This window comes from Streptomyces sp. NPDC039736 (genome assembly GCF_055596485.1).
The window spans coordinates 380,086-403,331 of record NZ_JBVIUQ010000002.1; the positions used below are offsets into that span (position 1 = coordinate 380,086).

Annotated in this window: 22 protein-coding genes; 13 read left to right on the forward strand and 9 right to left on the reverse strand. The window is 71.7% G+C overall.

What is annotated here, in order from left to right:
• Window positions 1-193 precede the first annotated feature (193 nt).
• From ACZ56L_RS06660 to ACZ56L_RS06670, 3 genes are all read right to left on the reverse strand, one after another.
• A complete protein-coding gene (locus tag ACZ56L_RS06660; RefSeq protein WP_471062252.1) occupies window positions 194-2,476 on the reverse strand; it encodes a (Fe-S)-binding protein in 2,283 nt (760 codons plus the stop codon).
• A 1,051-nt stretch (window positions 2,477-3,527) separates the two neighbouring features.
• Entirely contained in the window at window positions 3,528-3,890 is a 363-nt protein-coding gene (locus ACZ56L_RS06665) for a hypothetical protein (protein ID WP_471062254.1), read from the reverse strand.
• Window positions 3,891-3,968: 78 nt separating this feature from the next.
• The gene (locus ACZ56L_RS06670) at window positions 3,969-4,568 is read right to left on the reverse strand and encodes a sugar transferase (protein WP_471062256.1); all 600 of its coding nucleotides are present in this window, start codon (window positions 4,566-4,568) and stop codon (window positions 3,969-3,971) included.
• Between the two features lie 153 nt (window positions 4,569-4,721).
• Here ACZ56L_RS06670 and ACZ56L_RS06675 point away from each other — a divergent pair, with 153 nt between their 5' ends.
• The 6 genes from ACZ56L_RS06675 to ACZ56L_RS06700 all read left to right on the forward strand — a co-directional run bounded on the left by ACZ56L_RS06675 (window position 4,722) and on the right by ACZ56L_RS06700 (window position 11,119).
• Window positions 4,722-5,435 (forward strand): NAD-dependent epimerase/dehydratase family protein, encoded by a 714-nt coding sequence (locus ACZ56L_RS06675; RefSeq protein ID WP_471062258.1) that lies wholly within the window; start codon window positions 4,722-4,724, stop codon window positions 5,433-5,435.
• Between the two features lie 15 nt (window positions 5,436-5,450).
• Complete coding sequence (locus ACZ56L_RS06680; RefSeq protein WP_468691959.1) at window positions 5,451-6,581, forward strand: LCP family protein; 1,131 nt, start codon at window positions 5,451-5,453, stop codon at window positions 6,579-6,581.
• Window positions 6,582-6,925: 344 nt separating this feature from the next.
• On the forward strand, window positions 6,926-8,782 hold the full coding sequence (gene dnaK / locus ACZ56L_RS06685; RefSeq protein ID WP_345221232.1) for a molecular chaperone DnaK: 1,857 nt from the start codon (window positions 6,926-6,928) through the stop codon (window positions 8,780-8,782).
• Entirely contained in the window at window positions 8,782-9,453 is a 672-nt protein-coding gene (gene grpE / locus ACZ56L_RS06690) for a nucleotide exchange factor GrpE (protein WP_471062261.1), read from the forward strand. Before dnaK ends, grpE begins: the two co-directional genes overlap by 1 nt.
• A 39-nt stretch (window positions 9,454-9,492) precedes the next feature.
• Complete coding sequence (gene dnaJ / locus ACZ56L_RS06695) at window positions 9,493-10,665, forward strand: molecular chaperone DnaJ (RefSeq protein WP_345221234.1); 1,173 nt, start codon at window positions 9,493-9,495, stop codon at window positions 10,663-10,665.
• A gap of 7 nt (window positions 10,666-10,672) precedes the next feature.
• Entirely contained in the window at window positions 10,673-11,119 is a 447-nt protein-coding gene (locus ACZ56L_RS06700) for a heat shock protein transcriptional repressor HspR (protein ID WP_345221235.1), read from the forward strand.
• Window positions 11,120-11,173: 54 nt separating this feature from the next.
• Here ACZ56L_RS06700 and ACZ56L_RS06705 read toward each other — a convergent pair whose 3' ends face one another.
• The 3 genes from ACZ56L_RS06705 to ACZ56L_RS06715 all read right to left on the reverse strand — a co-directional run bounded on the left by ACZ56L_RS06705 (window position 11,174) and on the right by ACZ56L_RS06715 (window position 13,342).
• Window positions 11,174-11,728 carry a hypothetical protein gene (locus ACZ56L_RS06705; protein WP_471062264.1) on the reverse strand — a complete coding sequence of 185 codons (555 nt, stop codon included), beginning with the start codon at window positions 11,726-11,728 and terminating at the stop codon, window positions 11,174-11,176.
• A gap of 92 nt (window positions 11,729-11,820) precedes the next feature.
• Window positions 11,821-12,465: a helix-turn-helix transcriptional regulator gene (locus tag ACZ56L_RS06710; protein ID WP_471062266.1), complete on the reverse strand. Its 645-nt coding sequence runs from the start codon at window positions 12,463-12,465 to the stop codon at window positions 11,821-11,823.
• 34 nt (window positions 12,466-12,499) lie between these two features.
• Complete coding sequence (locus ACZ56L_RS06715; protein WP_380836720.1) at window positions 12,500-13,342, reverse strand: helix-turn-helix transcriptional regulator; 843 nt, start codon at window positions 13,340-13,342, stop codon at window positions 12,500-12,502.
• Between the two features lie 478 nt (window positions 13,343-13,820).
• Here ACZ56L_RS06715 and ACZ56L_RS06720 point away from each other — a divergent pair, with 478 nt between their 5' ends.
• The gene (locus tag ACZ56L_RS06720) at window positions 13,821-14,198 is read left to right on the forward strand and encodes a (2Fe-2S)-binding protein (RefSeq protein ID WP_345221239.1); all 378 of its coding nucleotides are present in this window, start codon (window positions 13,821-13,823) and stop codon (window positions 14,196-14,198) included.
• 107 nt (window positions 14,199-14,305) lie between these two features.
• On the opposite strand, the gene ACZ56L_RS06725 is transcribed toward ACZ56L_RS06720, so the two are convergent.
• On the reverse strand, window positions 14,306-14,710 hold the full coding sequence (locus ACZ56L_RS06725) for a pyridoxamine 5'-phosphate oxidase family protein (RefSeq protein ID WP_471062268.1): 405 nt from the start codon (window positions 14,708-14,710) through the stop codon (window positions 14,306-14,308).
• Between the two features lie 157 nt (window positions 14,711-14,867).
• Between ACZ56L_RS06725 and clpB the strand changes: the two genes are divergently transcribed.
• The 4 genes from clpB (at window position 14,868) to ACZ56L_RS06745 (ending at window position 19,562) form a co-directional block, all read left to right on the forward strand.
• Window positions 14,868-17,480, forward strand: a complete 2,613-nt coding sequence (clpB, locus tag ACZ56L_RS06730) for an ATP-dependent chaperone ClpB (protein WP_471062270.1) — start codon at window positions 14,868-14,870, stop codon at window positions 17,478-17,480.
• Between the two features lie 134 nt (window positions 17,481-17,614).
• On the forward strand, window positions 17,615-18,157 hold the full coding sequence (locus ACZ56L_RS06735; protein WP_345221244.1) for a type III secretion system chaperone family protein: 543 nt from the start codon (window positions 17,615-17,617) through the stop codon (window positions 18,155-18,157).
• Between the two features lie 111 nt (window positions 18,158-18,268).
• Entirely contained in the window at window positions 18,269-18,673 is a 405-nt protein-coding gene (locus ACZ56L_RS06740) for a thiol-disulfide oxidoreductase DCC family protein (protein WP_345221246.1), read from the forward strand.
• Window positions 18,674-18,722: 49 nt separating this feature from the next.
• On the forward strand, window positions 18,723-19,562 hold the full coding sequence (locus ACZ56L_RS06745; RefSeq protein ID WP_471062273.1) for a serine hydrolase domain-containing protein: 840 nt from the start codon (window positions 18,723-18,725) through the stop codon (window positions 19,560-19,562).
• A gap of 42 nt (window positions 19,563-19,604) precedes the next feature.
• Here ACZ56L_RS06745 and ACZ56L_RS06750 read toward each other — a convergent pair whose 3' ends face one another.
• Window positions 19,605-20,819, reverse strand: a complete 1,215-nt coding sequence (locus ACZ56L_RS06750; RefSeq protein ID WP_471062275.1) for a hypothetical protein — start codon at window positions 20,817-20,819, stop codon at window positions 19,605-19,607.
• 315 nt (window positions 20,820-21,134) lie between these two features.
• Here ACZ56L_RS06750 and ACZ56L_RS06755 point away from each other — a divergent pair, with 315 nt between their 5' ends.
• A complete protein-coding gene (locus ACZ56L_RS06755; RefSeq protein ID WP_345221253.1) occupies window positions 21,135-21,377 on the forward strand; it encodes a hypothetical protein in 243 nt (80 codons plus the stop codon).
• A 70-nt stretch (window positions 21,378-21,447) separates the two neighbouring features.
• Here ACZ56L_RS06755 and ACZ56L_RS06760 read toward each other — a convergent pair whose 3' ends face one another.
• Complete coding sequence (locus ACZ56L_RS06760) at window positions 21,448-22,674, reverse strand: pyridoxal phosphate-dependent aminotransferase (RefSeq protein ID WP_401754887.1); 1,227 nt, start codon at window positions 22,672-22,674, stop codon at window positions 21,448-21,450.
• Between the two features lie 121 nt (window positions 22,675-22,795).
• On the opposite strand from ACZ56L_RS06760, the gene ACZ56L_RS06765 reads away from it, so the two are divergent.
• Window positions 22,796-23,050, forward strand: a complete 255-nt coding sequence (locus tag ACZ56L_RS06765; RefSeq protein WP_471062278.1) for a hypothetical protein — start codon at window positions 22,796-22,798, stop codon at window positions 23,048-23,050.
• Window positions 23,051-23,246: the final 196 nt, after the last annotated feature.

The following is a 23,246-nucleotide window of genomic DNA, read 5'->3' on the forward strand; positions in this document are numbered from 1 at the left end:
CGCCGAGCTGTGACATCCCCTAGGGGAACCCCGGGGGGTCCGCCGGAGGGGGTGGAGGGCGGCCGAGGGGGCGGCGGCCGGTGCGATCTGGGAAGGGACGCGGGACGTCGGGGACGGCGTACGCCCCCCGCGCAGCACAGAGCGGCCGGTTCCGCCACTCGGGCGGAACCGGCCGCTCACACGGACGTACGGACTACTTCACCGGTTCGGGCTCCGGAGCGTCCGCCGGCTCGTCGGAGCCGGCCGGGTCGGCCGGCGTCCTGACCGATTCGAGCAGGAGCTGCGCCACATCGACGACCGTCACGGACTCCTTGGCCTTGCCGTCGTTCTTCTTGCCGTTGACCGAGTCGGTCAGCATGACCAGGCAGAACGGGCAGGCCGTGGACACGATGTCCGGGTTGAGGGACAGTGCCTCGTCCACGCGCTCGTTGTTGATCCGCTTGCCGATCCGCTCCTCCATCCACATCCGCGCACCGCCGGCGCCGCAGCAGAAACCGCGCTCCTTGTGGCGGTGCATCTCCTGCTGGCGCAGGCCGGGGACGGCGGACATGATCTCGCGCGGCGGCGTGTAGACCTTGTTGTGACGGCCCAGGTAGCAGGGGTCGTGGTACGTGATGAGGCCCTCGACCGGGGTCACCGGGGTCAGCCTGCCCTCGTCGATGAGGTGCTGGAGCAACTGGGTGTGGTGGATGACCTCGTAGTCGCCGCCGATCTGCGGGTACTCGTTGCCGATCGTGTTGAGGCAGTGCGGGCAGGTGGCGACGATCTTCTTGGCGGTGCGGGGCTTCTTGGAGTCCTCGGTCACCTTGCCGTCGTCGTCGTACTCCTCGCCGAAGGCCATGTTGAGGGCCATCACGTTCTCCTGGCCGAGCTGCTGGAAGAGCGGCTCGTTGCCCAGGCGGCGGGCGGAGTCACCCGTGCACTTCTCATCGCCGCCCATGATCGCGAACTTCACGCCCGCCATGTGGAGGAGTTCCGCGAAGGCCTTGGTGGTCTTCTTGGCGCGGTCCTCCAGGGAGCCGGCGCAGCCCACCCAGTACAGGTACTCGACCTCGGTGAGGTCCTCGATGTCCTTGCCGACGACCGGCACCTCGAAGTCGAGCTCCTTGAGCCACTCCAGGCGCTGCTTCTTCGCCAGGCCCCAGGGGTTGCCCTTCTTCTCCAGGTTCTTGAGCATCGTGCCCGCCTCGGACGGGAACGCGCTCTCGATCATCACCTGGTAGCGGCGCATGTCGACGATGTGGTCGATGTGCTCGATGTCCACCGGGCACTGCTCGACGCAGGCGCCGCAGGTGGTGCAGGACCACAGGACGTCGGGGTCGATGACGCCGTTCTCCTCGGCGGTGCCGATCAGGGGGCGCTCGGCCTCCGCGAGGGCGGCGGCCGGCACGTCCTTCAGGGCCTCGGCCGAGGCCTTCTCCGTACCCTCCATGTCCTTGCCGCCGCCGGCCAGCAGGTACGGGGCCTTGGCGTGCGCGTGGTCGCGCAGGGACATGATCAGGAGCTTGGGGGAGAGCGGCTTGCCCGTGTTCCAGGCGGGGCACTGCGACTGGCAGCGGCCGCACTCGGTGCAGGTGGAGAAGTCGAGGATGCCCTTCCAGCTGAACTGCTCGACCTGGCTGACGCCGAAGACGGCGTCCTCCGCCGGGTCCTCCCAGTCGATCTCCTTGCCGCCCGTGGTCATCGGCAGCAGCGCGCCGAGCGCGACGTCGCCGTCGGCCCTGCGCTTGAAGAAGATGTTCGGGAAGGCCAGGAAGCGGTGCCAGGCGACACCCATGTCGGTCTTCAGCGCGACCGTGATCATCCAGATGAAGGACGTGGCGATCTTCAGGCCCGCGAAGAAGTACGTGAGCTGCTGGAGCGTGCCGAGGTCCATGCCCCGGAACCAGGCCAGCAGCGGGTACGAGAGGAAGAAGGACGCCTCGTAGCTGTCCACGTGGTGCTGGGCGCCTTCGAGGGCGTGCAGCGTGAAGATGCAGATGCCGACGATCAGGATGACGGACTCGACGAAGTACGCCTGGCCCGCGTTGGAGCCCGCGAAGCGGGACTTGCGGCCCGGCTTGTCCGCCTTGCTCAACTGGCGGATGACGATCAGCGCGAGGATGCCGAGGATCGTCATCGTGCCGATGAACTCCACGAACATGTTGTACGGAGCCCACGTGCCGATGACCGGCAGCATCCAGTCGGCCTGGAAGAGCTGGCCGACGGCGTTGACGATCGTCAGCAGCAGCGAGAAGAAGCCCACCGCCACGAACCAGTGCGCGACGCCGACGACGCCCCACTTGTTCATGCGGGTGTGGCCGAGGAACTCCTTGACCACGGTGACCGCGCGCTGCCACGGATAGTCGGTACGGGTGCCGGCGGGCACGGGCTGTCCGAGCCGTACGAAGCGATAGATCTGGACGATCGCACGGCCGAACAGCGCGGCGCCGACTGCCATGAGGACCAGCGACACGATGATCGCGGCGAGTTGCATTGGGGGGCTCCTCGGGCCTGCGAGGGTGGGTAAGGGGGGTGCCCGGGGCGGCTGCGGCACCGGGCTTCTTGATTACTAAGCGGTAACTTATCCAGTCGAGCTGAGATTACCCACTTATGCCGTCGCACAGTATCCAGCGAGCCGGTGATCTGTGTCGCTCAGGCGACCCTCAGTGAGGGAGGTCGCACCGGGGGTTTCCGGTCGGTGCCGTGCGCTTCCGTGCTTCCGTGCTTCCGCGCTTCGGGAAGGGCTGGGGCGGTCGGTGGGTGGTTGGTTCCAAGGCTGCCATTGGCCCCAAGGCCGGCAAATGCCGTGAACGTGCGTGCGGTGCGAAACGTGCGTGCGGCGCGCCGGGCCGGAGCGCACCTGCCGTTGGGCGTGCGACCGGGGCAGTGCCCGGCTGGACCGTTGTCCGTACGTCACGTCGGGGACCGCGTGAGCGCCCCGCGTCGGCTGTGGACGGGACCGGCCGTGGTGGTGCCGCCCGCGCGACAACCCCGCCCGTCCGGTCCGGACCGTCCCGCGTCCGTCCCGGCCGGTCGGGCAGGGGGGCTCGATGAGCGGTGCGGATCGCGCTGGTGCACAACTTCTGCGGTTCCGGTGCGCCCGGCGGTGAGAACGAGGCCGTCCGCGACCAGGAGCGGGCCCTGCGCGCCGCCTGCACCCGCTGGGCGGATCTGCGCGAGGATTCCTGCCGGGGCCCCGGGCGGCGGGCGATCCGCTGCTCGCGCGGGCGGGCGCGCTCGTCGTGCTCTCCGAGCCGAGTCGCCGCGCGTACGGGAAGGCGGACGTCCCGGGCGGCCGGCTGTCGCTCGTACCGGACTTCGTGGCCGACGCGCGCCAGGTCAACTCCTGCACGGGAAGGGAGTGTTGGGTGTGCGTGGGACGGCTCGGCGCGGAGGGGGAATGCCGGAGCTGCTTCGGCGGTGGCCCGAGGGCGAGCCGCTGGACGTGGTCGGTGACGGCGACCTGGCCGCCGAGTGCCGGGCGGCGGTCGGCCCCCCGGGGCCTCGGTGTGCTTCCTGGGCGCACTCGACCACGCGGAGCTGCGTCACGGGCTGTCGTCCTGGCGCGGGCCGGTCTCCCCCGGCCGCTGCCCGTGTACGCCGAGACGCTCGCGGCCGGACTGCCGGTGCCCGTCTTCGCCGGGTCCTCGGGGGCCGAGGCGGTGCGGGCCGAGGGCGTCGGCGCGGTCACCGGTGGGGCCGAGCCCACCGGGCCCGCGCTGCGGGTGGCCGCCGCCCGCCTCCTCGCCCTGCGTCCGGATGTTCGCCGAGCGGCACGCGGAGCCGGTGCGGGTGGCCCGGACGGCCGCGCTGTACGAGTGGGCCGGGGGTCCGTCGCCGAGGGGAGGGTGCCCCAGTCGTGGCCGCGCGGGGGAGTCCGACCGGCCTTCCGGGCGGTCCTTGCCCACTGCAGGCAGCCGTACGTCGCCGCTCCTGGAGCGGCCGGCGCGGGAGCTGGACGGGCGGAGGGTGCCGGGGGGGGGGCGTCAGCGCGCGCCGCGGGCCGTCAGCGCGGCGGGGACCGTGCGGGCCAGGATCGTCAGGTCCAGGCCGAGGCAGTGACGGTCGACGTACTCCAGGTCCAGCAGCACCATCTCGTTCCAGGGCAGGTCGGAGCGGCCGCTGACCTGCCACAGGCCGGTGATGCCCGGCCGCACCCCGAGCCGCCCCGGGGCCAGGCCCGTGCGGCCGGAGTCCGCCACCGGCAGCGGGCGCGGGCCCACCAGGGACATCTCACCGCGTACGACGTTGACGAGCTGCGGGAGTTCGTCGAGCGCGAAGCGGCGCAGGACACGGCCGACCGGGGTGACGCGCGGGTCGGCGCGCAGCGGGAAGAGGTGGCCTCCGTTGCCGTGGAGGACGGCGGGGCGGGCCCGGCCCGGGGCGGTCGAGGCGCGCGTCGTACGGAACTTCAGCAGTTCGAAGGGCTCGCCGCCCCGTCCCGCCCTGACCTGCCGGGAGAAGGCGCCGCCGGGGGAGGTGAACGCCACGGCGGCGGCGCAGGCCCCCAGCAGCGGGGCGAGAAGGAGGAGCAGGAGGAGGCTGCCGGTCAGATCGAATGCCCGTTTCGCGGACGGTGCCCGCATCGCCGCACCCTTTCGTGGGATCTTTGACCGGCTTAATGCGAATAGCCGGTTTTGTGGCAATGACTCTCCCACGATGAACTGCATCCGGTGCGGTCGACGCCACGCCCGTGTCACCCGGCCGGATCGAAGAGGCGCGGAGAGGTGTTGGTCGGCATGCGTGCCGTGGTGACTGGGGGAGCCGGGTTCATCGGCTCCCACCTGTGTGGACGGCTGCTCGACGCGGGTTGCGAGGAGGTCGGCTGCCCCGTCGGCTGCCTCCGCCACCCGCAGGAGACCCTGCGGGCCCGCTCCGACGGCACGCGGCACGCCCCGGACCCGGCGACCGCGAAGGGCGCCCGCTCCGTCCTCGTCTCCACCTCCGGGAGCCACGGCGACACCCGGGCACGCCCCGAGTCCGGGACGTACCGGGGCGAGGTCGATCCGTCGGGCCCGCGCTCCCGCCACGAAGAGGCGAAACGTTTCGCCGGGGCCGCCGTGACGGCGTACCGCACGGTGTACGGCACGCATGCCGCCGGGACCGTACAGACCTTCGGCCCCCGGGCCCGCTCGCTGTGCTCCGTGGGCGAGCTGGTGGACGGTGTGCTGAAGACGGTCCGCCCGCAGGTCCGCGGGGCGGTCGGGCCGGGCGGCCCGGACGAGCTGTCCGCGCTCGCACCCGCCGCTCCGCCCGCCGGGCCGGCCGGTTCGTCCGCCACGGCCGCGCACATCCCGTCGCCCGGCGACGGCCCGCGCCGCCGCCGACCCGGCATCGCGCCCGCCCGCACCGCGCCGGGCCGGCAGCCCGCGGTCTCCGTCGAGGAGGGACCGCGCCGCACGGACGACCGGTGCGCGGCGCACCGGGTTCCCGAGCTGATGCCGGTGGCCTGAGAGGGGGTGGCAGATATGCCGAAGGACGAGAGCACGCCCCGGGCCGCGGACGCGCAGGGGGACGGGAACGCGCCGGGGGCCCCGTCGCGGCGGGCCCGGTTCCGGGGCCGCCGCACGCTCCGGTTGGTCTGCGCCGGGCTGGCCCTCCTCCTCGGGCTGGCCGGGGTCGCGGGCTGGCTGGCGTACCGCAAGATCGACGGCAACATCAGGACCGACGAGGCGACCGCGGCCGCGCTCGCCGAGCACGGCGTCGACCGCCCGGCCCGGCACCCGGGCAGGGCGCGCAACATCCTGCTGCTCGGCTCCGACTGGCGCGAGGAGGCCGGCAGCGGGCGCAGCGACACGGTGATGCTGCTGCACCTGGCCGCCGACCGCAGACGCGCCGAAGTGCTGAGCGTGCCCCGGGACCTGCGGGTGGACGTGCCGAGCTGCCCGCGCGCGGACGGCAGTCACAGCCGGGCGCAGAACGCCCAGTTCAACTGGGCCTTCCAGTTCGGCGGGGCCGCCTGCACCATCCGTACGCTGGAGAAGTTGACCGGCATCCGGATCGACCACCACCTGATCGTCGACTTCCAGGGCTTCACCCGGATCGTCGACGCCGTGGGCGGCGTCGAGGTCGACCTCGAGAAACCGGAGCACGACCCCAACGTCGGCCTCGACCTCGACGCGGGCAGGCACCTGCTGAAGGGGCGGACCGCGCTCAGCTACGTCCGGGCCCGCAAGTACGTCGGCGACGGCAGCGACCTCAACCGGATCAGCCGCCAGCAGGACTTCGTGAACCGCCTCGTCGCCAAGATCCGCGGCAACGGCACCCTCTCCAACCCGGCCCGCCTCTACCCGGTGCTCGACGCCGCGACCGCCGCGCTGACCGCCGACTCCGGACTCGACTCGCTCGGCGAGCTGTACGAGGTCGCCGACAGCCTGCGCGCCCTGCCGCCGGGGGCGCTCACCTTCACCACCCTCCCGCACCACCAGGCCCAGGACCACTGGTACCGGCTCGACCTGGAACAGCCCGAGGCGCGGCGGGTGTTCGAGGCGGTGAGGAAGGACCAGCCGGTGCTCGCCGCACTGGAGAGGGCCCGCAGGGAGCCCCCCGAGGAGAACCCCGAGCCGGAGTACGAGCCGGTCCACGACGCGTACGAGTGAGCACGGGCGCGGGGGCCCGGGGGAGGTCCTGGCGTGTGTCGTCGGGATGCGGGGGGAGGCGGTCCCGGTGACCCTGGACGGGGTGCGGTGAGTGAGCCGTGCGGTCTCGGGTAGGAGGCGCGGGGCGCCTGCGGGGGCTGGTGGGGCACCCGCGTTCCTGGACCGGCTGCACTTCTCACTTCCGCTGCAACGCGCTGACCTGCGTAAACGCGAGGCCGTTCGGCCATTGCGAGTAAGGACCGCATAAGAGTTGAGTGGGGGCGACTCAGGTCTGTTGACGTGGGCGCGAGAGTGATGCATCCTTGAGCCAGATCCACTCAAGTACGTAACTGGAGGAATCCGAAATGGCACGTGCGGTCGGCATCGACCTGGGCACGACTAACTCCGTCGTCAGCGTTCTCGAAGGCGGCGAGCCCACCGTCATCACCAACGCCGAGGGCGCCAGGACCACGCCGTCCGTCGTCGCCTTCGCGAAGAACGGCGAGGTGCTCGTCGGCGAGGTGGCCAAGCGTCAGGCGGTCACCAACGTCGACAGGACGATCCGTTCGGTCAAGCGCCACATGGGCACGGACTGGAAGATCGACCTCGACGGCAAGTCCTTCAACCCGCAGCAGATGAGCGCCTTCATCCTGCAGAAGCTGAAGCGCGACGCCGAGTCCTACCTGGGCGAGAAGGTGACCGACGCGGTCATCACCGTCCCGGCGTACTTCAACGACTCCGAGCGCCAGGCGACGAAGGAGGCCGGTGAGATCGCGGGCCTCAACGTCCTGCGCATCGTCAACGAGCCGACCGCCGCCGCTCTCGCGTACGGCCTCGACAAGGACGACCAGACCATCCTGGTCTTCGACCTCGGTGGCGGCACGTTCGACGTCTCGCTGCTGGAGATCGGCGACGGCGTCGTCGAGGTGAAGGCCACCAACGGCGACAACCACCTCGGTGGTGACGACTGGGACCAGCGCGTCGTCGACTACCTGGTGAAGCAGTTCCAGGGCAACCACGGCGTGGACCTGGCCAAGGACAAGATGGCCCTGCAGCGTCTGCGCGAGGCCGCCGAGAAGGCGAAGATCGAGCTGTCCTCCTCCACGGAGACCTCGATCAACCTGCCGTACATCACGGCCTCCGCCGAGGGCCCGCTGCACCTGGACGAGAAGCTCACGCGCTCGCAGTTCCAGCAGCTCACCAGCGACCTGCTGGAGCGCTGCAAGACGCCGTTCCACAACGTCATCAAGGACGCGGGCATCGCCCTCTCCGAGATCGACCACGTGGTCCTCGTCGGCGGCTCGACCCGCATGCCGGCCGTGGCCGAGCTCGTCAAGGAGCTCACCGGCGGCCGCGAGGCCAACAAGGGCGTCAACCCGGACGAGGTCGTCGCCATCGGCGCCTCGCTCCAGGCGGGTGTCCTCAAGGGCGAGGTCAAGGACGTCCTGCTCCTCGACGTGACCCCGCTGTCCCTGGGCATCGAGACCAAGGGCGGCATCATGACCAAGCTCATCGAGCGGAACACCACGATTCCGACGAAGCGCTCCGAGATCTTCACCACGGCCGAGGACAACCAGCCGTCCGTGCAGATCCAGGTCTACCAGGGCGAGCGCGAGATCGCGGCGTACAACAAGAAGCTCGGCATGTTCGAGCTGACCGGTCTGCCGCCGGCCCCGCGCGGCGTGCCGCAGATCGAGGTCGCCTTCGACATCGACGCCAACGGCATCATGCACGTCGCCGCGAAGGACCTCGGCACCGGCAAGGAGCAGAAGATGACCGTCACCGGCGGCTCCTCGCTGCCGAAGGACGAGGTCAACCGGATGCGCGAGGAGGCCGAGCAGTACGCGGAGGAGGACCACAAGCGCCGCGAGGCCGCCGAGACCCGCAACCAGGCCGAGCAGCTCGTGTACCAGACGGAGAAGTTCCTCACCGACAACGCGGACAAGGTCCCGGGCGAGGTCAAGACCGAGGTCGAGACCGCCGTCACCGAGCTGAAGGAAAAGCTCAAGGGCGAGGACACCGCCGAGATCCGCACCGCCACCGAGAAGGTCGCCGCGGTCTCGCAGAAGCTCGGCCAGGCGATGTACGCCGACGCGGCCGCCCAGGGCGCCCCGGGCGCCGAGGGTGCCGCTCCGGGCGCCGGCCAGGCGCACGGTGACGACGACGTCGTCGACGCCGAGATCGTCGACGACGAGAAGGACAAGAAGGGCGGCGCTGCCTGATGACGGAGGAGACTCCGGGCTTCGAGGAGAAGCCCGACGTCTCTCCCGGCGCGGACGACGCCGAGCCGAAGGCCGCTGAGACCCCCTCCTCGGAGGAGGGCTCGGCGGCCCCGGCCGACGACGCGAACGCCGCGAAGGACGTCGCACTGACCGCCCAGCTGGACCAGGCCAAGATGGCGCTCGCCGAGCGCACGGCCGACCTCCAGCGTCTCCAGGCGGAGTACCAGAACTACCGTCGCCGGGTGGAGCGGGACCGGGTCACGGTCAAGGAGATCGCCGCGGCGAACCTCCTGACCGAGCTGCTGCCGACGCTCGACGACATCGGCCGGGCCCGGGAGCACGGGGAACTGGTCGGCGGCTTCAAGTCCGTCGCCGAATCCCTGGAGACGGTGGCCGCGAAGATGGGCCTCCAGCAGTTCGGCAAGGAGGGCGAGCCCTTCGACCCGACCATCCACGAGGCCCTGATGCACAGCTACGCGCCGGACGTCACCGAGACGACCTGTGTGGCGATCCTGCAGCCGGGTTACCGGATCGGCGAGCGCACGATCCGGCCCGCACGGGTCGCGGTGGCCGAGCCCCAGCCGGGCGCGGCGGCCGACAAGTCGGAGGACTCCTCGGCGGGAGCCTCCTCCGACGACAAGAAGGAGAGCGGTGACCCCGAGAAGGGGTAGTGCCGCACTGCTGGATCCGAGAGGAGGGACGTCGGGGAAATGAGCACGAAGGACTTCGTCGAGAAGGACTACTACAAGGTTCTCGGCGTCCCCAAGGACGCCACCGAGGCCGAGATCAAGAAGGCGTACCGGAAGCTGGCCCGGGAGTTCCACCCCGACGCCAACAAGGGCAACGCCGAGGCCGAGGAGCGCTTCAAGGAGATCTCCGAGGCGAACGACGTCCTGGGCGACGCCAAGAAGCGCAAGGAGTACGACGAGGCACGCGCCCTCTTCGGCAACGGGGGCTTCGGCCCCCGCCCCGGGGCGGCGGGTGGCTCGTTCAACTTCGATCTGGGCGACCTCTTCGGCGGCGCGGCCGGCGGCACCCAGACGGGCGGCTTCGGCGGTGGCATAGGCGACGTGTTCGGCGGCCTCTTCAACCGGGGCGGCGCGGGCACCCGCACGCAGCCCCGGCGGGGCCAGGACATCGAGTCCGAGGTCACCCTCAGCTTCACCGAGGCCGTCGACGGCGCGACCGTCCCGCTGCGGATGTCCTCCCAGGCCCCCTGCAAGGCCTGTTCCGGCACCGGCGACAAGAACGGCACGCCCCGGGTGTGCCCGACCTGCGTCGGCACCGGCCAGGTCTCGCGGGGCGGCGGTGGGGGCTTCTCGCTCACCGACCCGTGCGTCGACTGCAAGGGCCGCGGCCTGATCGCCGAGACCCCCTGCGACATCTGCAAGGGCTCGGGCCGGGCCAAGTCCTCCCGCACGATGCAGGTGCGCATCCCCGCCGGTGTCACCGACGGGCAGCGCATCCGGCTGCGCGGCAAGGGCACCCCGGGCGAGCGCGGCGGACCGGCCGGCGACCTGTACGTCGTCGTGCACGTCGACGCCCACCCGGTGTTCGGCCGCAAGGGCGACAACCTCACCGTCACGGTGCCGGTCTCCTTCACGGAGGCGGCGCTCGGCGGCGAGGTGAAGGTGCCCACGCTCGGCGGGCCGCCGGTCACCCTCAAGCTGCCCGCCGGGACGCCCAACGGGCGCACCATGCGGGCCCGCGGCAAGGGCGCGGTCCGCAAGGACGGCACCCGCGGCGACCTCCTGGTCACCGTCGAGGTCGCCGTACCGACCGAACTGAACGACAAGGCCAGGGAAGCCCTGGAGAACTACCGTGAGGCCACCGCGGGCGACGACCCGAGGGCCGCACTGTTCCAGGACGCGAAGGGAGCGTAGGAGAGCGATGGACGGCCGACGACGGAACCCCTACGAGCTGACCGACGAGTCACCGGTGTACGTCATCTCGGTCGCCGCGCAGCTCTCCGGCCTGCACCCGCAGACCCTGCGTCAGTACGACCGCCTCGGCCTGGTCTCCCCGGACCGCACGGCCGGGCGCGGCCGGCGCTACTCGGCCCGCGACATCGAACTGCTGCGCACGGTGCAGCAGTTGTCGCAGGACGAGGGCATCAACCTGGCCGGCATCAAGCGCATCATCGAGCTGGAGAACCAGGTCGCGGCGCTCCAGTCCCGCGTCGCCGAGCTCTCGGCGGCGGTGGACGGCGCGGCCGCCGCCCTCCAGCAGCGCGAGGCCCAGGTGCACGCCTCGTACCGCCGCGACCTGGTGCCGTACCAGGACGTCCAGCAGACGAGCGCGCTGGTGGTGTGGCGGCCGAAGCGGCCGCAGGACTGAGACCGCGCCGGAAGGGGCCCGGGAGCGACCGCTCCCGGGCCCCTTTCGGCGTGCTCAGGGGATGAGCTCCGTGACCACGTCGACCAGGGTCATCCACATCGGCTGGCCGCCCGTGCCGTACGCCGCCGCGAGGGCGTAGCCGACGGAGGCGTCGGCGGGCCGGGGGGCGGCGTCCTCGCGCCACTCCACGAGGACCGTCGCGTCGCCGTCGGCGGTGAACTCGCCGAGGACGGTGCTGTCGCGGAGGAAGGCGCTGGTGCCGAGCGAGGCCGGGACCAGGCGGTAGCGCGTGCCCGCGTGGGTGGCGTCCACCTTGTACGTGGAGCGGCGGAGGCGGCCCTTGCCGGGGGCGATGCCGGCGGGGACGCCGTCCACGGTCAGGGCGAGGGCGGCGGCGTCGCGGGTGCCGATGCCGATGTGCGCGTCGGGCGCGTCGTCGCCCGGGACGCGGATCAGGACGGTACGGGGGAGCCCGGGGCCGGACACGGTGACGCGGGTGTGCGTCTCGACGGTGACGGTGACCGCGCCGAAGAGCGGGTCGTCCAGCGGCGGGCGGGACGGCGCGGGGGGCTCGGTGAGGTCGAGGGGGGCGGGGGCGGGGTCGGTCATGCCGTGGCCTTCGGGAGGGGGACTGGCTGGCTCACCTCTGGAGACCGTGGCGCGGGGCGGGGGGTTGCGCGCCGCGGGGGACTTCCGACGGCTCAGGGGTCGAGAATGCCCGACGTGGCGATGAGGTACCCGAGTTGCGCCCGGTTGGTGGTGCCGCCGAGGGAGGCGGCGAGCTTGGCGATGTGGGCGCGGCAGGTGCGGATGTTGAGGCCGAGGCGGTGCGCGATGGCCTCGTCCACGAGGCCGTCGACGAGGAGGCGGGCGATGGAGCGGCGGATGTCGGCCGCGTCGGCGGGGAGCGGGTCGTCCAGGGGGACGGCCTGTCGCCAGAAGTGGTCGAAGGCGGCGGTCAGGAAGGTGATGAGGATGGGGTCCCGGAGTTCCAGGGCGCTGGTGGTGTCGGGACCGGCGGGGATGTACGCGACCGTGCGGTCGAAGATCATCAGGCGGGGGACGAGTTCTTCGAGGGTGCGGATTTCCAGGTGGATGCCGGAGAGGCGGTCGCGGTAGGCGTGCAGGCCGTAGCTGTGGCGGGCGGTGTGCTGGTAGAGGGAGCGCATGCGGATGCGGCGCCGGCCGAAGAGTTTGGACCGTTCCAGCGCCTGGGTGAGGTGGGTCTCGGACCGGGCGCCACCCGGCTGGAGCGTGCGTACCTCTGTGCTGCATTCCGCCGAAGCCACGTCAAGGGCGGCGTTGATGCACTCGAGTCCTTCCAGGACGGTGATCGCCGGGAGCAAGGCTGTTCCGTTCGGGGGAGGGGCGCAGGTGGGGTCAGGGGTCGAGGATGTTCGACTTTGCTATCAGATAGCCGAGCTGGGCGCGGCTCCCACTGCCCAGGGACGCGGCGAGTTTGGCGATGTGGGCGCGGCAGGTGCGGACGTTCATGCCGAGCCGGCGGGCGATGGCCTCGTCCACGTACCCCTCGATGAGGAGTTTGGCGATGGAGCGCTGGACTCCGGAGATGCCTTCGGGGGTGGGGTCGTACGCGACGGGTTCCAGCAGGGGCACCGCGTGGTTCCAGAACTGTTCGAAGACCTGCGTGAGGTAGGCGACGAGCGCGGGTTGTCGGATCTCGAGCGCCACGTGGCGGTCGTCGTTGACGGGGATGTACGCGACGGAACGGTCGAAGATCATCAGACGGTCGACCAGCTCTTCCAGGGTCCGTATCTCCACCTGGCCCTGGGCCATCCGCTCGGCGTACGCGAGGGTGCCCTGGCTGTGCCGGACGGTGTGCTGGTAGAGCGTGCGCATCGCGACGCCGCGGTCGACGAGCGGCTGGCCTCGTTTCAGGGCCTGTTCCAGGATGTTCTCGCGACGGCCGCCTCCGGGCTGGATCGTCAGGACTTCCTTCTGGCACTGGGCGGCCGAGACGTCGAGCGTGTCGTTGATGCGCTTGAGGCCTTCGAGAACCGTGATGGAATGTGTGGTCGCGGAGACCTGCGCGCTGATGGCCATGAACGGCTCGAATGCGTCGGCGAGTTGGGCCGTCAACAGCCTGCGGTCCTGCATTTCCTTCTCTATGGGGTGCAGGAGTTGGCCCAGTGCGGCCGACGGTGGAACCGGAAGAAGCCAGTTGGCGTCGTCAGGGTCGGGGTGGACCAGGGCGAAATCCATGAGGCAGGGCGCGGGTTGCACCTCGCTGCGCGCTATGCGGCCGGTGCGCAGGGCGATGGCGTAAAGCTGCGCTCCGGGTTCGCACAGCTCACTGACACTGTGCGGATGTACCGATTTCTTACCCTCTTCACGCATATGCCCACCCCCCAGGGTCCTGAACGTACAGGAACATGATGCATCGGCCCAGTGGTGTTGACGTGCCTGGATGGGCCATCGTCTTCATCACGGGGTCGAGGAAGCCATCAAGTAAGGACGAAGCCGACTATGCGTAAGAAAATGCTTCGCTCTGTGCTTGTCGCCGCTACTACTGCGGGACTTGTGCTCGGCGTGGGTGCTGGCGTGAGCGGTGCTGTCGCATCGCCCGAGGACCTCGGTCGGGGTGCCGTGCAGATGTCAGAGCCGGACCTGGGCTGGGGCCTGGCCGCAGGCGGAGGAAACTCCCCCAGCTCCGTCAAGACCGACCTGGGCTGGGGCTGACATGCCGTCGGACGACCCCGCCTTCAGACGCGAAGTGGCCCGCGTCATGCGCGGCGGCTGGCACCTCGTCGATCTCGTCTCCGCGCTCCCCGAGCCCGGTGACTCGCTGATGGTGACCCTCTTCGGCGATCCGATCCTGGTCGTCCGCGAGAGGGACGAGGAAGTCCGTGCCTACCGGTGTCTGCGCCGGCCCCGGGGCGCCCCACAGCCCATCCGGTGCGAAGTCCGCTACGGCAACATCTTCGTGAACCTCGAGAAGGCAGACCACCAGCTCTACGAGACGGAGGGCGCCCCGCGCGCCACCCCCCGCTCCGTCGCGCGCACGGCCTCTTCCCGGTCCGCCCAGCGGGCCACCGCAGCCACCCCCCGCAGTGCCTGACGCGATTCCCCCGTCGCAGTAGATCGCCCAGGCGCTTCCCCCACACAGCGGCGTCCTCGTGAACCTGAACACGAGGGCGCCGCTGTGCTGCGTGCGTCCGGCCCCGCCTACGCGTTGCCCAGGCCCCGGGTCACCGTGATCTCCAGGACGACCCGCTCCGGGTTCTCCCGCGGCTGCCGCCCGTAGCGCTCCGTGTACCGGCGTTCCGCGTCCGCGACATCGTCGGCGGAGTCGCGCACCCGGGCCACGCCCTCCAGGGTCGACCACTTCGCGCCCGCCACCTGGCACACCGCCACCCGGGCGCCCGCCTCGCCCGCCGCCCGCACGTGGACCGCCTTGCGGCTGCCGCGTGAGCAGATCACCCGGGCGACGCCCTGTTCGGGGTCGTACGTCACCCCTACCGGCACCACGTGTGGCGTGCCGTCCCGACGGAGGGTAGTGAGGGTGCAGAGGTGGTACTCGCTCCAGAAGGCGCGGAACGACGGGGTCGGGTCGTGCAGGTCGATGGCCATGCAGCGCACAGTAACCCCCGGCCCGGCCACGCATCGTAAAGCTGAGTGGAATAGACTCAACTTTGTGCACGTTGGATGAGTCATGGAGGTCGTGCCGCGAGGCACGTGCAAGGCGGCTTGCCGATGCCGTGAGGGCGTACAGGAGGAGAGTGCAGACGTGGAAGCCGAGCTGACCAACAGGAGCCGGGACGCGATCAACGCGGCCACCGACCGGGCCGTGACCGACGGCCACCCCGATCTGACCCCCGCGCACCTGCTGCTCGCCCTGCTGGAGGGCCAGGACAACGAGAACATCACCGACCTGCTGGCCGCGGTGGAGGCGGACCAGGCAGCCGTGTGGTCCGGTGCCGAGCGGCTGCTCGCCGCCCTGCCCAGCGTCACCGGGTCCACGGTCTCGCCGCCGCAGCCCGACCGCGACATGCTGGCCGTCGTCGCCGACGCCGCGCGGCGCGCCAAGGAGCTCGGGGACGAGTTCCTGTCGACGGAGCACCTGCTGATCGGGCTCGCCGCCAAGGGCGGCCGGGCCGCCGACGTACTGAAGGACCAGGGCGCGAGCGCGGACAAGCTGCTCGACGCCTTCGAGAAGAGCAGGGGAGGACGCCGCGTGACGACTGCGGACCCGGAGGGCCAGTACAAGGCCCTGGAGAAGTTCGGCACCGACTTCACGGCCGCCGCGCGCGACGGGAAGCTGGACCCGGTCATCGGCCGCGACCAGGAGATCCGGCGCGTGGTGCAGGTGCTGTCGCGCCGTACGAAGAACAACCCCGTGCTCATCGGTGAGCCCGGCGTCGGCAAGACCGCCGTCGTCGAGGGGCTGGCGCAGCGCATCGTGAAGGGGGACGTGCCCGAGTCGCTCAAGAACAAGCGGCTCGTGTCGCTGGACCTCGGGGCGATGGTCGCCGGCGCGAAGTACCGGGGCGAGTTCGAGGAGCGGCTGAAGACCGTCCTCTCCGAGATCAAGGAGAGCGACGGCCAGATCATCACGTTCATCGACGAGCTGCACACCGTCGTGGGGGCCGGCGCGGGCGGTGACTCCGCCATGGACGCGGGCAACATGCTCAAGCCCATGCTGGCCCGCGGCGAGCTGCGGATGGTCGGCGCGACCACGCTCGACGAGTACCGCGAGCGCATCGAGAAGGACCCCGCCCTGGAGCGCCGCTTCCAGCAGGTGCTGGTCGCCGAGCCGTCCGTCGAGGACACCATCGCGATCCTGCGCGGGCTCAAGGGCCGCTACGAGGCCCACCACAAGGTGCAGATCGCGGACTCCTCGCTGGTCGCCGCCGCGACCCTGTCCGACCGGTACATCACCTCCCGCTTCCTCCCGGACAAGGCCATCGACCTGGTGGACGAGGCCGCGTCCAGGCTCCGGATGGAGATCGACTCCTCCCCCGTGGAGATCGACGAGCTCCAGCGCGTCGTGGACCGGCTCAAGATGGAGGAGCTGGCGCTCAAGAACGAGACCGACGCCGGTTCCGTGCAGCGCCTGGAGAAGCTGCGCCGCGACCTCGCCGACCGGGAGGAGGAGCTGCGCGGGCTGAACGCCCGGTGGGAGAAGGAGAAGCAGGGCCTCAACCGGGTCGGTGAGCTGAAGGAGAAGCTGGACGAGCTGCGCGGCACCGCCGAGCGGGCCCAGCGCGACGGCGACTTCGACACCGCCTCCAAGCTGCTGTACGGGGAGATCCCCGGCCTGGAGCGCGAGCTGGAGGAGGCCGCCGAGGCCGAGGCGGAGGTCCGCGAGGTCGACACCATGGTCAAGGAGGAGGTCGGCCCGGACGACATCGCCGACGTGGTCGGCTCCTGGACCGGCATCCCGGCCGGCCGCCTCCTCGAAGGCGAGACGCAGAAGCTGCTGCGCATGGAGGCCGAGCTGGGCAAGCGCCTGATCGGCCAGGGCGAGGCCGTGCGGGCCGTCTCGGACGCCGTCCGCCGCACCAGGGCCGGCATCGCCGACCCCGACCGCCCCACGGGCTCCTTCCTCTTCCTCGGCCCCACCGGCGTCGGCAAGACCGAGCTGGCCAAGGCCCTCGCGGACTTCCTCTTCGACGACGAGCGCGCCATGGTCCGCATCGACATGAGCGAGTACGGCGAGAAGCACTCCGTCGCGCGGCTGGTCGGCGCGCCGCCCGGCTACGTCGGGTACGAGGAGGGCGGCCAGCTCACCGAGGCCGTGCGGCGGCGCCCGTACAGCGTGGTGCTGCTGGACGAGGTCGAGAAGGCGCACCCGGAGGTCTTCGACGTCCTGCTCCAGGTGCTGGACGACGGCCGCCTCACCGACGGCCAGGGGCGGACGGTCGACTTCCGCAACACCATCCTGATCCTGACCTCCAACCTCGGCAGCCAGTACCTGATGGACCCGGCGAGCCCCGAGGAGGTCAAGAAGCAGCAGGTCCTCGAAGTTGTGCGGTCCTCCTTCAAGCCGGAGTTCCTGAACCGCCTCGACGACCTGGTCGTCTTCTCGGCCCTGAACAAGGACGAGCTCGCCCACATCGCCGAGCTCCAGGTGGCCCGCCTCGCCAAGCGCCTGGCCGACCGCCGGCTCACCCTGGACGTCACGCCCGAGGCCCTGGCCTGGCTGGCGGAGGAGGGCAACGACCCGGCGTACGGCGCCCGGCCGCTGCGCCGCCTCATCCAGACCGCCATCGGCGACCGGCTGGCCAAGGAGATCCTGGCCGGCGAGGTCACCGACGGCGACACGGTCCGCGTCGAGCGCGTCGGGGACGAGCTGCTGGTGGGGCCGGTTGCGGGCGCCCCCGCCGAGAAGCAGCTGTAAGGAGCACGGGCCGGTCCCGGCGGGTGCGCCGCGCGGTGTTCTCTCAGCGCGCAGCGGATCGCACCCGCCGGGGCTTGCGTTCCCCCTCCCGCAATGGGAGAGGATGACGGCAACCGTACGAAGGGAAATACACGGTGAGCATCGACCCGTCCTCGATTCCGAATTTCGGGGGACAGCCCGAACCGCAGCCCGAGGGACCGGCAGGCCCCGTCATCCCCGACCAGGACCTGGTCAAGCAGCTTCTGGACCAGATGGAGCTGAAGTACGTCGTCGACGACGAGGGCGACCTCGCCGCGCCGTGGGAAGAGTTCCGCACGTACTTCATGTTCCGCGGCGAGGACGACCAGCAGGTCTTCTCGGTCCGGACGTTCTACGACCGCCCGCACAGCATCGAGGACAAGCTCCAGCTCCTGGAGCTCCTCGACGACTGGAACCGCCGCACCCTGTGGCCGAAGGTCTACAGCCACACCCACGACGACGGCTCCGTCCGCCTCATCGGCGAGGCGCAGATGCTGATCGGCACCGGCGTCTCCCTGGAGCACTTCGTGTCCTCCACGGTCAGCTGGGTCCGCGCCTCCATCGAGTTCGACAAGTGGGTCGTCGAGCAGCTCGGCCTGGAGAAGGACGTCGACTCCGCGGTGGAGGACGACAAGGACAAGGGCGACGACGAGGCCTGAGCCCCCGGGACCCCGGCGGCACGCCCGCACGACGCAAGCCCGGCCGCCACGGCGACCGGGCTTGCGTCGTGCCGGGCCCACGCCCCTCCCCGCGCACCACGAGAGGAACTCATGTCCAGCGGCCCCCAGACCTCCCCGGCGCGCACCGTGCTGGCCTTCGACGGCGACTGCGGGTTCTGCGAGAGCTCGGTGCGGCTGATCCGTGAGCACGCCAGACCCCGGATCGCCGCCGTGCCCTGGCAGGCCCTTCCCGAGGAGCTGACCGGGCCGCATCTGGCACGGCTGGACCGGGAAGTCGTCCTGTTCCACCGGGGGGCGGCCCGCTACGGCGGCGCGGACGCGGTGAGCCGCTTCCTCGGGTCGTCCCCGGCCCGCCGCTACCGTGCGGCCGGGTTCGTTCTGCGGCTGCCGTTCGTACGCCCCCTCGCCCACCTGGTCTACCGGTGGGTGGCGGCCAACCGGCACCGGCTGCCCGGCGGCACCGCGGCCTGCGCGGTCCCCCGCCCGCCCGACTGAACACGTCCCGCCGAGCGCCCCGCCCCGACGAGAGCGACGAGAACCCTCCGTGAGCCACGTCCCCACCTGCATATTCCGCAGCGGCCGCAGCCCCGAGATCCGGCACGGGCACGCCGCCGACCGCTACGTCCAGATCGGTTCCCTGAGCAAGGCGCTCACCGGCACCGTGCTGGCCCGGCTGAGCGACGCCGGGACCGTCGACACCGACGCGCCCCTGGAGGAGTTCCTCCCCGTGCCGCCCGGCACCGGCATCACCCTGCGGCACCTCGCGCAGCACACCTCCGGCCTGCCCCGGGTGCCGCCGGGGCTGCGCCGCCGCGATCCCTACGCGGACTTCGACGCCGCCGCGCTGGACGTGCTGCTCCGCGACCTGGGCTCGCTGACCGTGGCCGAGCCGGGCGCCGTCGAGGAGTACTCCAACCTCGGGTACGCCGTCCTGGGCGCCGCCCTCGCCGCCGCCGCGGACCTGTCGTACGAGGAACTGCTCGACCGGCACGTGCTCGGCCCGCTGGACGTCACCGAGGTGTCCGCCGCGCCGCCGCAGGACCGGCGGCTGCTCAGCCGGGGCCTGTTCGGGCGGCCGCGCCGCCCCTGGACCATGACCGGCGCCATCCTCCCGGCCGGGGGGCTGTGGGCCACGCCGCGGGCCGCCGCCGCTCTGGTGACCGGCCTGCTCGTCGAGCGGCGGCTGGGCGAGCCCGCCCTGTCCTGGCAACGGGCGGGCACCCTGCTCTGGCACAACGGGGCCACCGGTGACGCCTCCGTGTTCACCGGCGCGCTGCCCGACGGCCACTGGGTCATGGTCCACCGGCTCACCGGGCAGGCGGAGGGCACGGACGCGCTGGGCATCGAGATCCTGAAGGAGTCGCAGGCCGCCCCGGCGTCCTGAACCCACCGCGGGCCGCCCCGGCGTCCCTGAGGGCGTCGCAGCTCACATCGGCATCGGCGCGACCGTCAGCAGGTACGTCCCGTACGCCATCGAGAGCCCGGCCAGCGCGACGGTCACCGTGACCGCCGCCCGCGGCCGGGCCCTGGTCAGGGCGCAGGCCAGCGGGAGCAGGAGCGGGAACGCGGGAAGCAGGAAGCGGGGCTTGGACTCGAAGAAACCCGCACCGCCGACCGTGATGACGACCAGGACGCCCGCGTAGACCAGCAGCACGAGCGGGGGCCGGCGGTCCATTCCGTACACCATGAGGGCGAACAGCAGCACTCCGACCGCCACGATCACCAGCGCCATCGGAAAGCCGAACCGTTCCGGCGCGCTGACCAGGTGCTTGATGAACTTCAGGGTGCCCGAACCGAAGTCGAAGCGGGAGGACCAGTCCGCCTGCACGGCGAAGTACCCGCCGAGCGGATCGCCCTTGCGGATGCCGACGTACAGGACGTACGACGCCCAGCCGAGCGGCGCGAGCAGCGCCCCCGTCCACACCCGCCAGCCGCGCTGGCGTCCCCTGAGCAGTTCGTGCGCCGCCGTCAGCACGACGGCGGCCACCAGCGCCACCGCGTTCGGCCGCGACAGCCCCGCCAGCGCGGCGAGCGCGCCCGCGAGCAGCCAGCGCCGGGTCAGCACCGCGTACAGCGACCAGGCCGACAGGGCGACGAGCACCGGTTCGGTGTACGCCATGGACAGGACGACGGAGTGCGGGAGCAAGCCCCACAGCACGACGGTGACGGTGGCGACCCGGCGCCCGTGGAGCCGGTCCACCACCGCGAAGACACCCCAGGCGGCGGCCAGCGCGGCCGTCCACGAGATCAGCAGGCCCGCCCCGCCCGGCGTGACCGGCAGGAGCGAGGACACGGCCCGGATCAGCCCCGGATAGAGCGGGAAGAACGCCAGGTCGCTCTGGATGATCTCGCCGTCGCCGAAGATCCGGGTGTGGCCGTAGCCGTGCGCGGCGATCCGGGTGTACCAGAGCGAGTCCCAGGACTGGCCGAGCAGTCGCAGCGGCGACTTGCCGATGTGCCACGCCCACACCGCCATCAGCAGCGTCCCGGTCAGCCGCACCGCCGCGAACAGCGCGAGCGCCGGGGCCGCCCGCAGGAACGCGGCGCGCAGGGCGGCGGCCCGGTCGCGGCGGGCCGCCGGGCGGGGGGCGTTCGTGGACCGGGTGGGGACGACGGTGTCGACGGAGGTGTCGACGGACACGGGGCTACCTCCGGGCGGCGGGGACGGTCGCGGGGCGGCCGGTGGCCGGCCATCCCCGACCCTGATCGGCCCCGGTGCCGTCCGCTACCGGAGGTCGGCCGACCGGGTGTACGGAAAGCGTACGGGGTGTCAGCGAACCCCTGCGGAAAGGTTTCCGCCCTTCTCCCGCCGCCGGGGCGGCCGTTGCAACAAGCTGCACCCGGCCGCGCAGGAAGCTGCACGCCGAGGCCCCTGACGGGCGCGGCCGCCGATGGGACCGTAGGAGGGCACCGAAAGTGCAGGTCAGACGAGGTGCCGATGAGGGGAGACACAGCCGTGTCCGGAGCACAGCCAAACCAGCAGACCGAGCCGGCCCGGCCGGCCGGGGCCGACCGGAGCAGTCCGGGCCTGACCGGGCCGGTGCTCACGCTCGCCCTGCTCGTGGTGGCCCTGGCCGTGGCGGGGACCGTCTTCGACGGCACCCTGCGCACGGTGGCCGGCGGCGTGATCGGCGTCGCGATCGTCGTCTGCGCGGGCTTCACGGGCGCGGCGGTCAAGCGCAGCAGGTCCAAGCCCTGAGAAGCCTCCCCCGGAGCGCCGGCACGGAGCGTTCCGGAGTGCCGGCCCCACGGGTCTCCCGGTGTGCCGGTCAGGCCGCCGCGAGCCCCTTCAGACGGGCCACGGCCTCCTGGAGGACTTCGGTCCGCTTGCAGAAGGCGAACCGGACGAACGGCGCGCCGGCCGCGCGGTCGTCGTAGAACACCGCGTTGGGGATGGCCACCACCTGGCACCGCTCGGGCAGTTCGCGGCAGAAGGCGAAGCCGTCGGCGGTGTCCCCGCCGGTCAGCGGGCGGATGTCGGTCGTCACGAAGTACGTCCCGGCCGGCCGGTACACCCCGAAGCCCGCCTCCGCGAGGCCCGTGCACAGCAGGTCGCGCTTGGCGCGCAGTTGGGCGCGCAGGTCCTCGTAGTACGACTCCGGGAGCGCCAGCGCCTCGGCGACCGCGTACTGGAGGGGCCCCGCCGAGACGTACGTCAGGTACTGCTTGGCCGAGCGGACCGCCGCCACCAGCGCGGGCGGGGCCGTCACCCAGCCCACCTTCCAGCCGGTGAACGCGAACGTCTTGCCGCTGGAGGAGATGGTCACCGTCCGCTCGCGCATGCCGGGGAAGGCCGCGAGGGGGAGGTGCTCGGCGTCGTACACCAGGTGCTCGTACACCTCGTCGGTGATCACCAGGAGGTTCCGGTCGACGGCGAGCCGGGCGATCTCGGTGAGCTCGTCGCGGGTGAGGACGGTGCCGGTGGGGTTGTGCGGGGTGTTGAGGAGGAGGAGGCGGGTGCGGGGGGTGACCGCGTCGCGGAGTTCGTCGAGATCGAGCCGGTACGCGCCGTCCTCCGGGCGCAGTTGCACAGGGACGCGGCGGCCGCCCGCCATGGCGATGCAGGCCGCGTAGCTGTCGTAGTACGGCTCCAGCGCGATCACCTCGTCGCCGGGCTCCAGCAGGGCCAGGAGGGAGGCGGCGATGGCCTCCGTCGCGCCCGCGGTGACCAGGACCTCGGTGTCGGGGTCGACGGCGAGGCCGTAGCGGCGCTGGTGGGCGGCGATCGCGTGGCGCAGCTCGGGGACGCCCGGACCCGGCGGGTACTGGTTGCCGCGGCCGTCGCGCAGGGCGCGCACCGCCGCCTCGCGGACCTCCTCGGGGCCGTCCTCGTCGGGGAAGCCCTGGCCGAGGTTGATCGCGCCGGTCGAGGCGGCCAGCGCCGACATCTCGGCGAAGATCGTCGTCCCGAACTCGGCGAGCCGGCGGTTGAGGAAGGGGCGGGGGGCGTCGGGGGCGCCGTGGGGGGAGCCTGCGGAGGTCGTCATGGCGGCCATCCTGCGCGGAACCTCTGGACTTGCTCAAGTGTGCTTTGGGCGCGTCGGCGTTCGGGAATCCCTCCTCCACGTGCGGAGGGAACGCCCTCCGCTCCGGGGGAACGGAAGGACGGTGAGGGCCGTGACCGGTCTCTTCATCGCGCTCGGTGTGATGCTGGTGGTGCTCGTGGCGATCGTCGCGAAGGTCTTCGGCACGCCGGACCCGAAGCGGCGCACCAAGGTGAGCACGACGAAGAAGCGGCGCCGTTCGAGCAGCTCGGACTCCAGCCTGTTCGGCGGGGTGTGGGCGGGCGGCGGCGACAGCGGCGGCTCCTCGTGCGGCGGCGGCTCGTCCTCCTGCGGCGGCGGGGGCGGCTGCGGCGGTGGCGGTAGCTGACGGCGTCCGGCGGAGCGGCTGACACGGGGCAGCCGATCCGCCGGTACGGCACACCGCGCGCCCGGCGGAGCCGGGGAGAGGACTCGTACGCGTGTCCCCTTCTCAACTTCCGCCGGGCGCCCTTTTGTTGAACAGTTGAACCGTGTGGCCCCCGAGGGGATGGAAACCACGCCAGATTGGGTAAAAACGCTAGGTG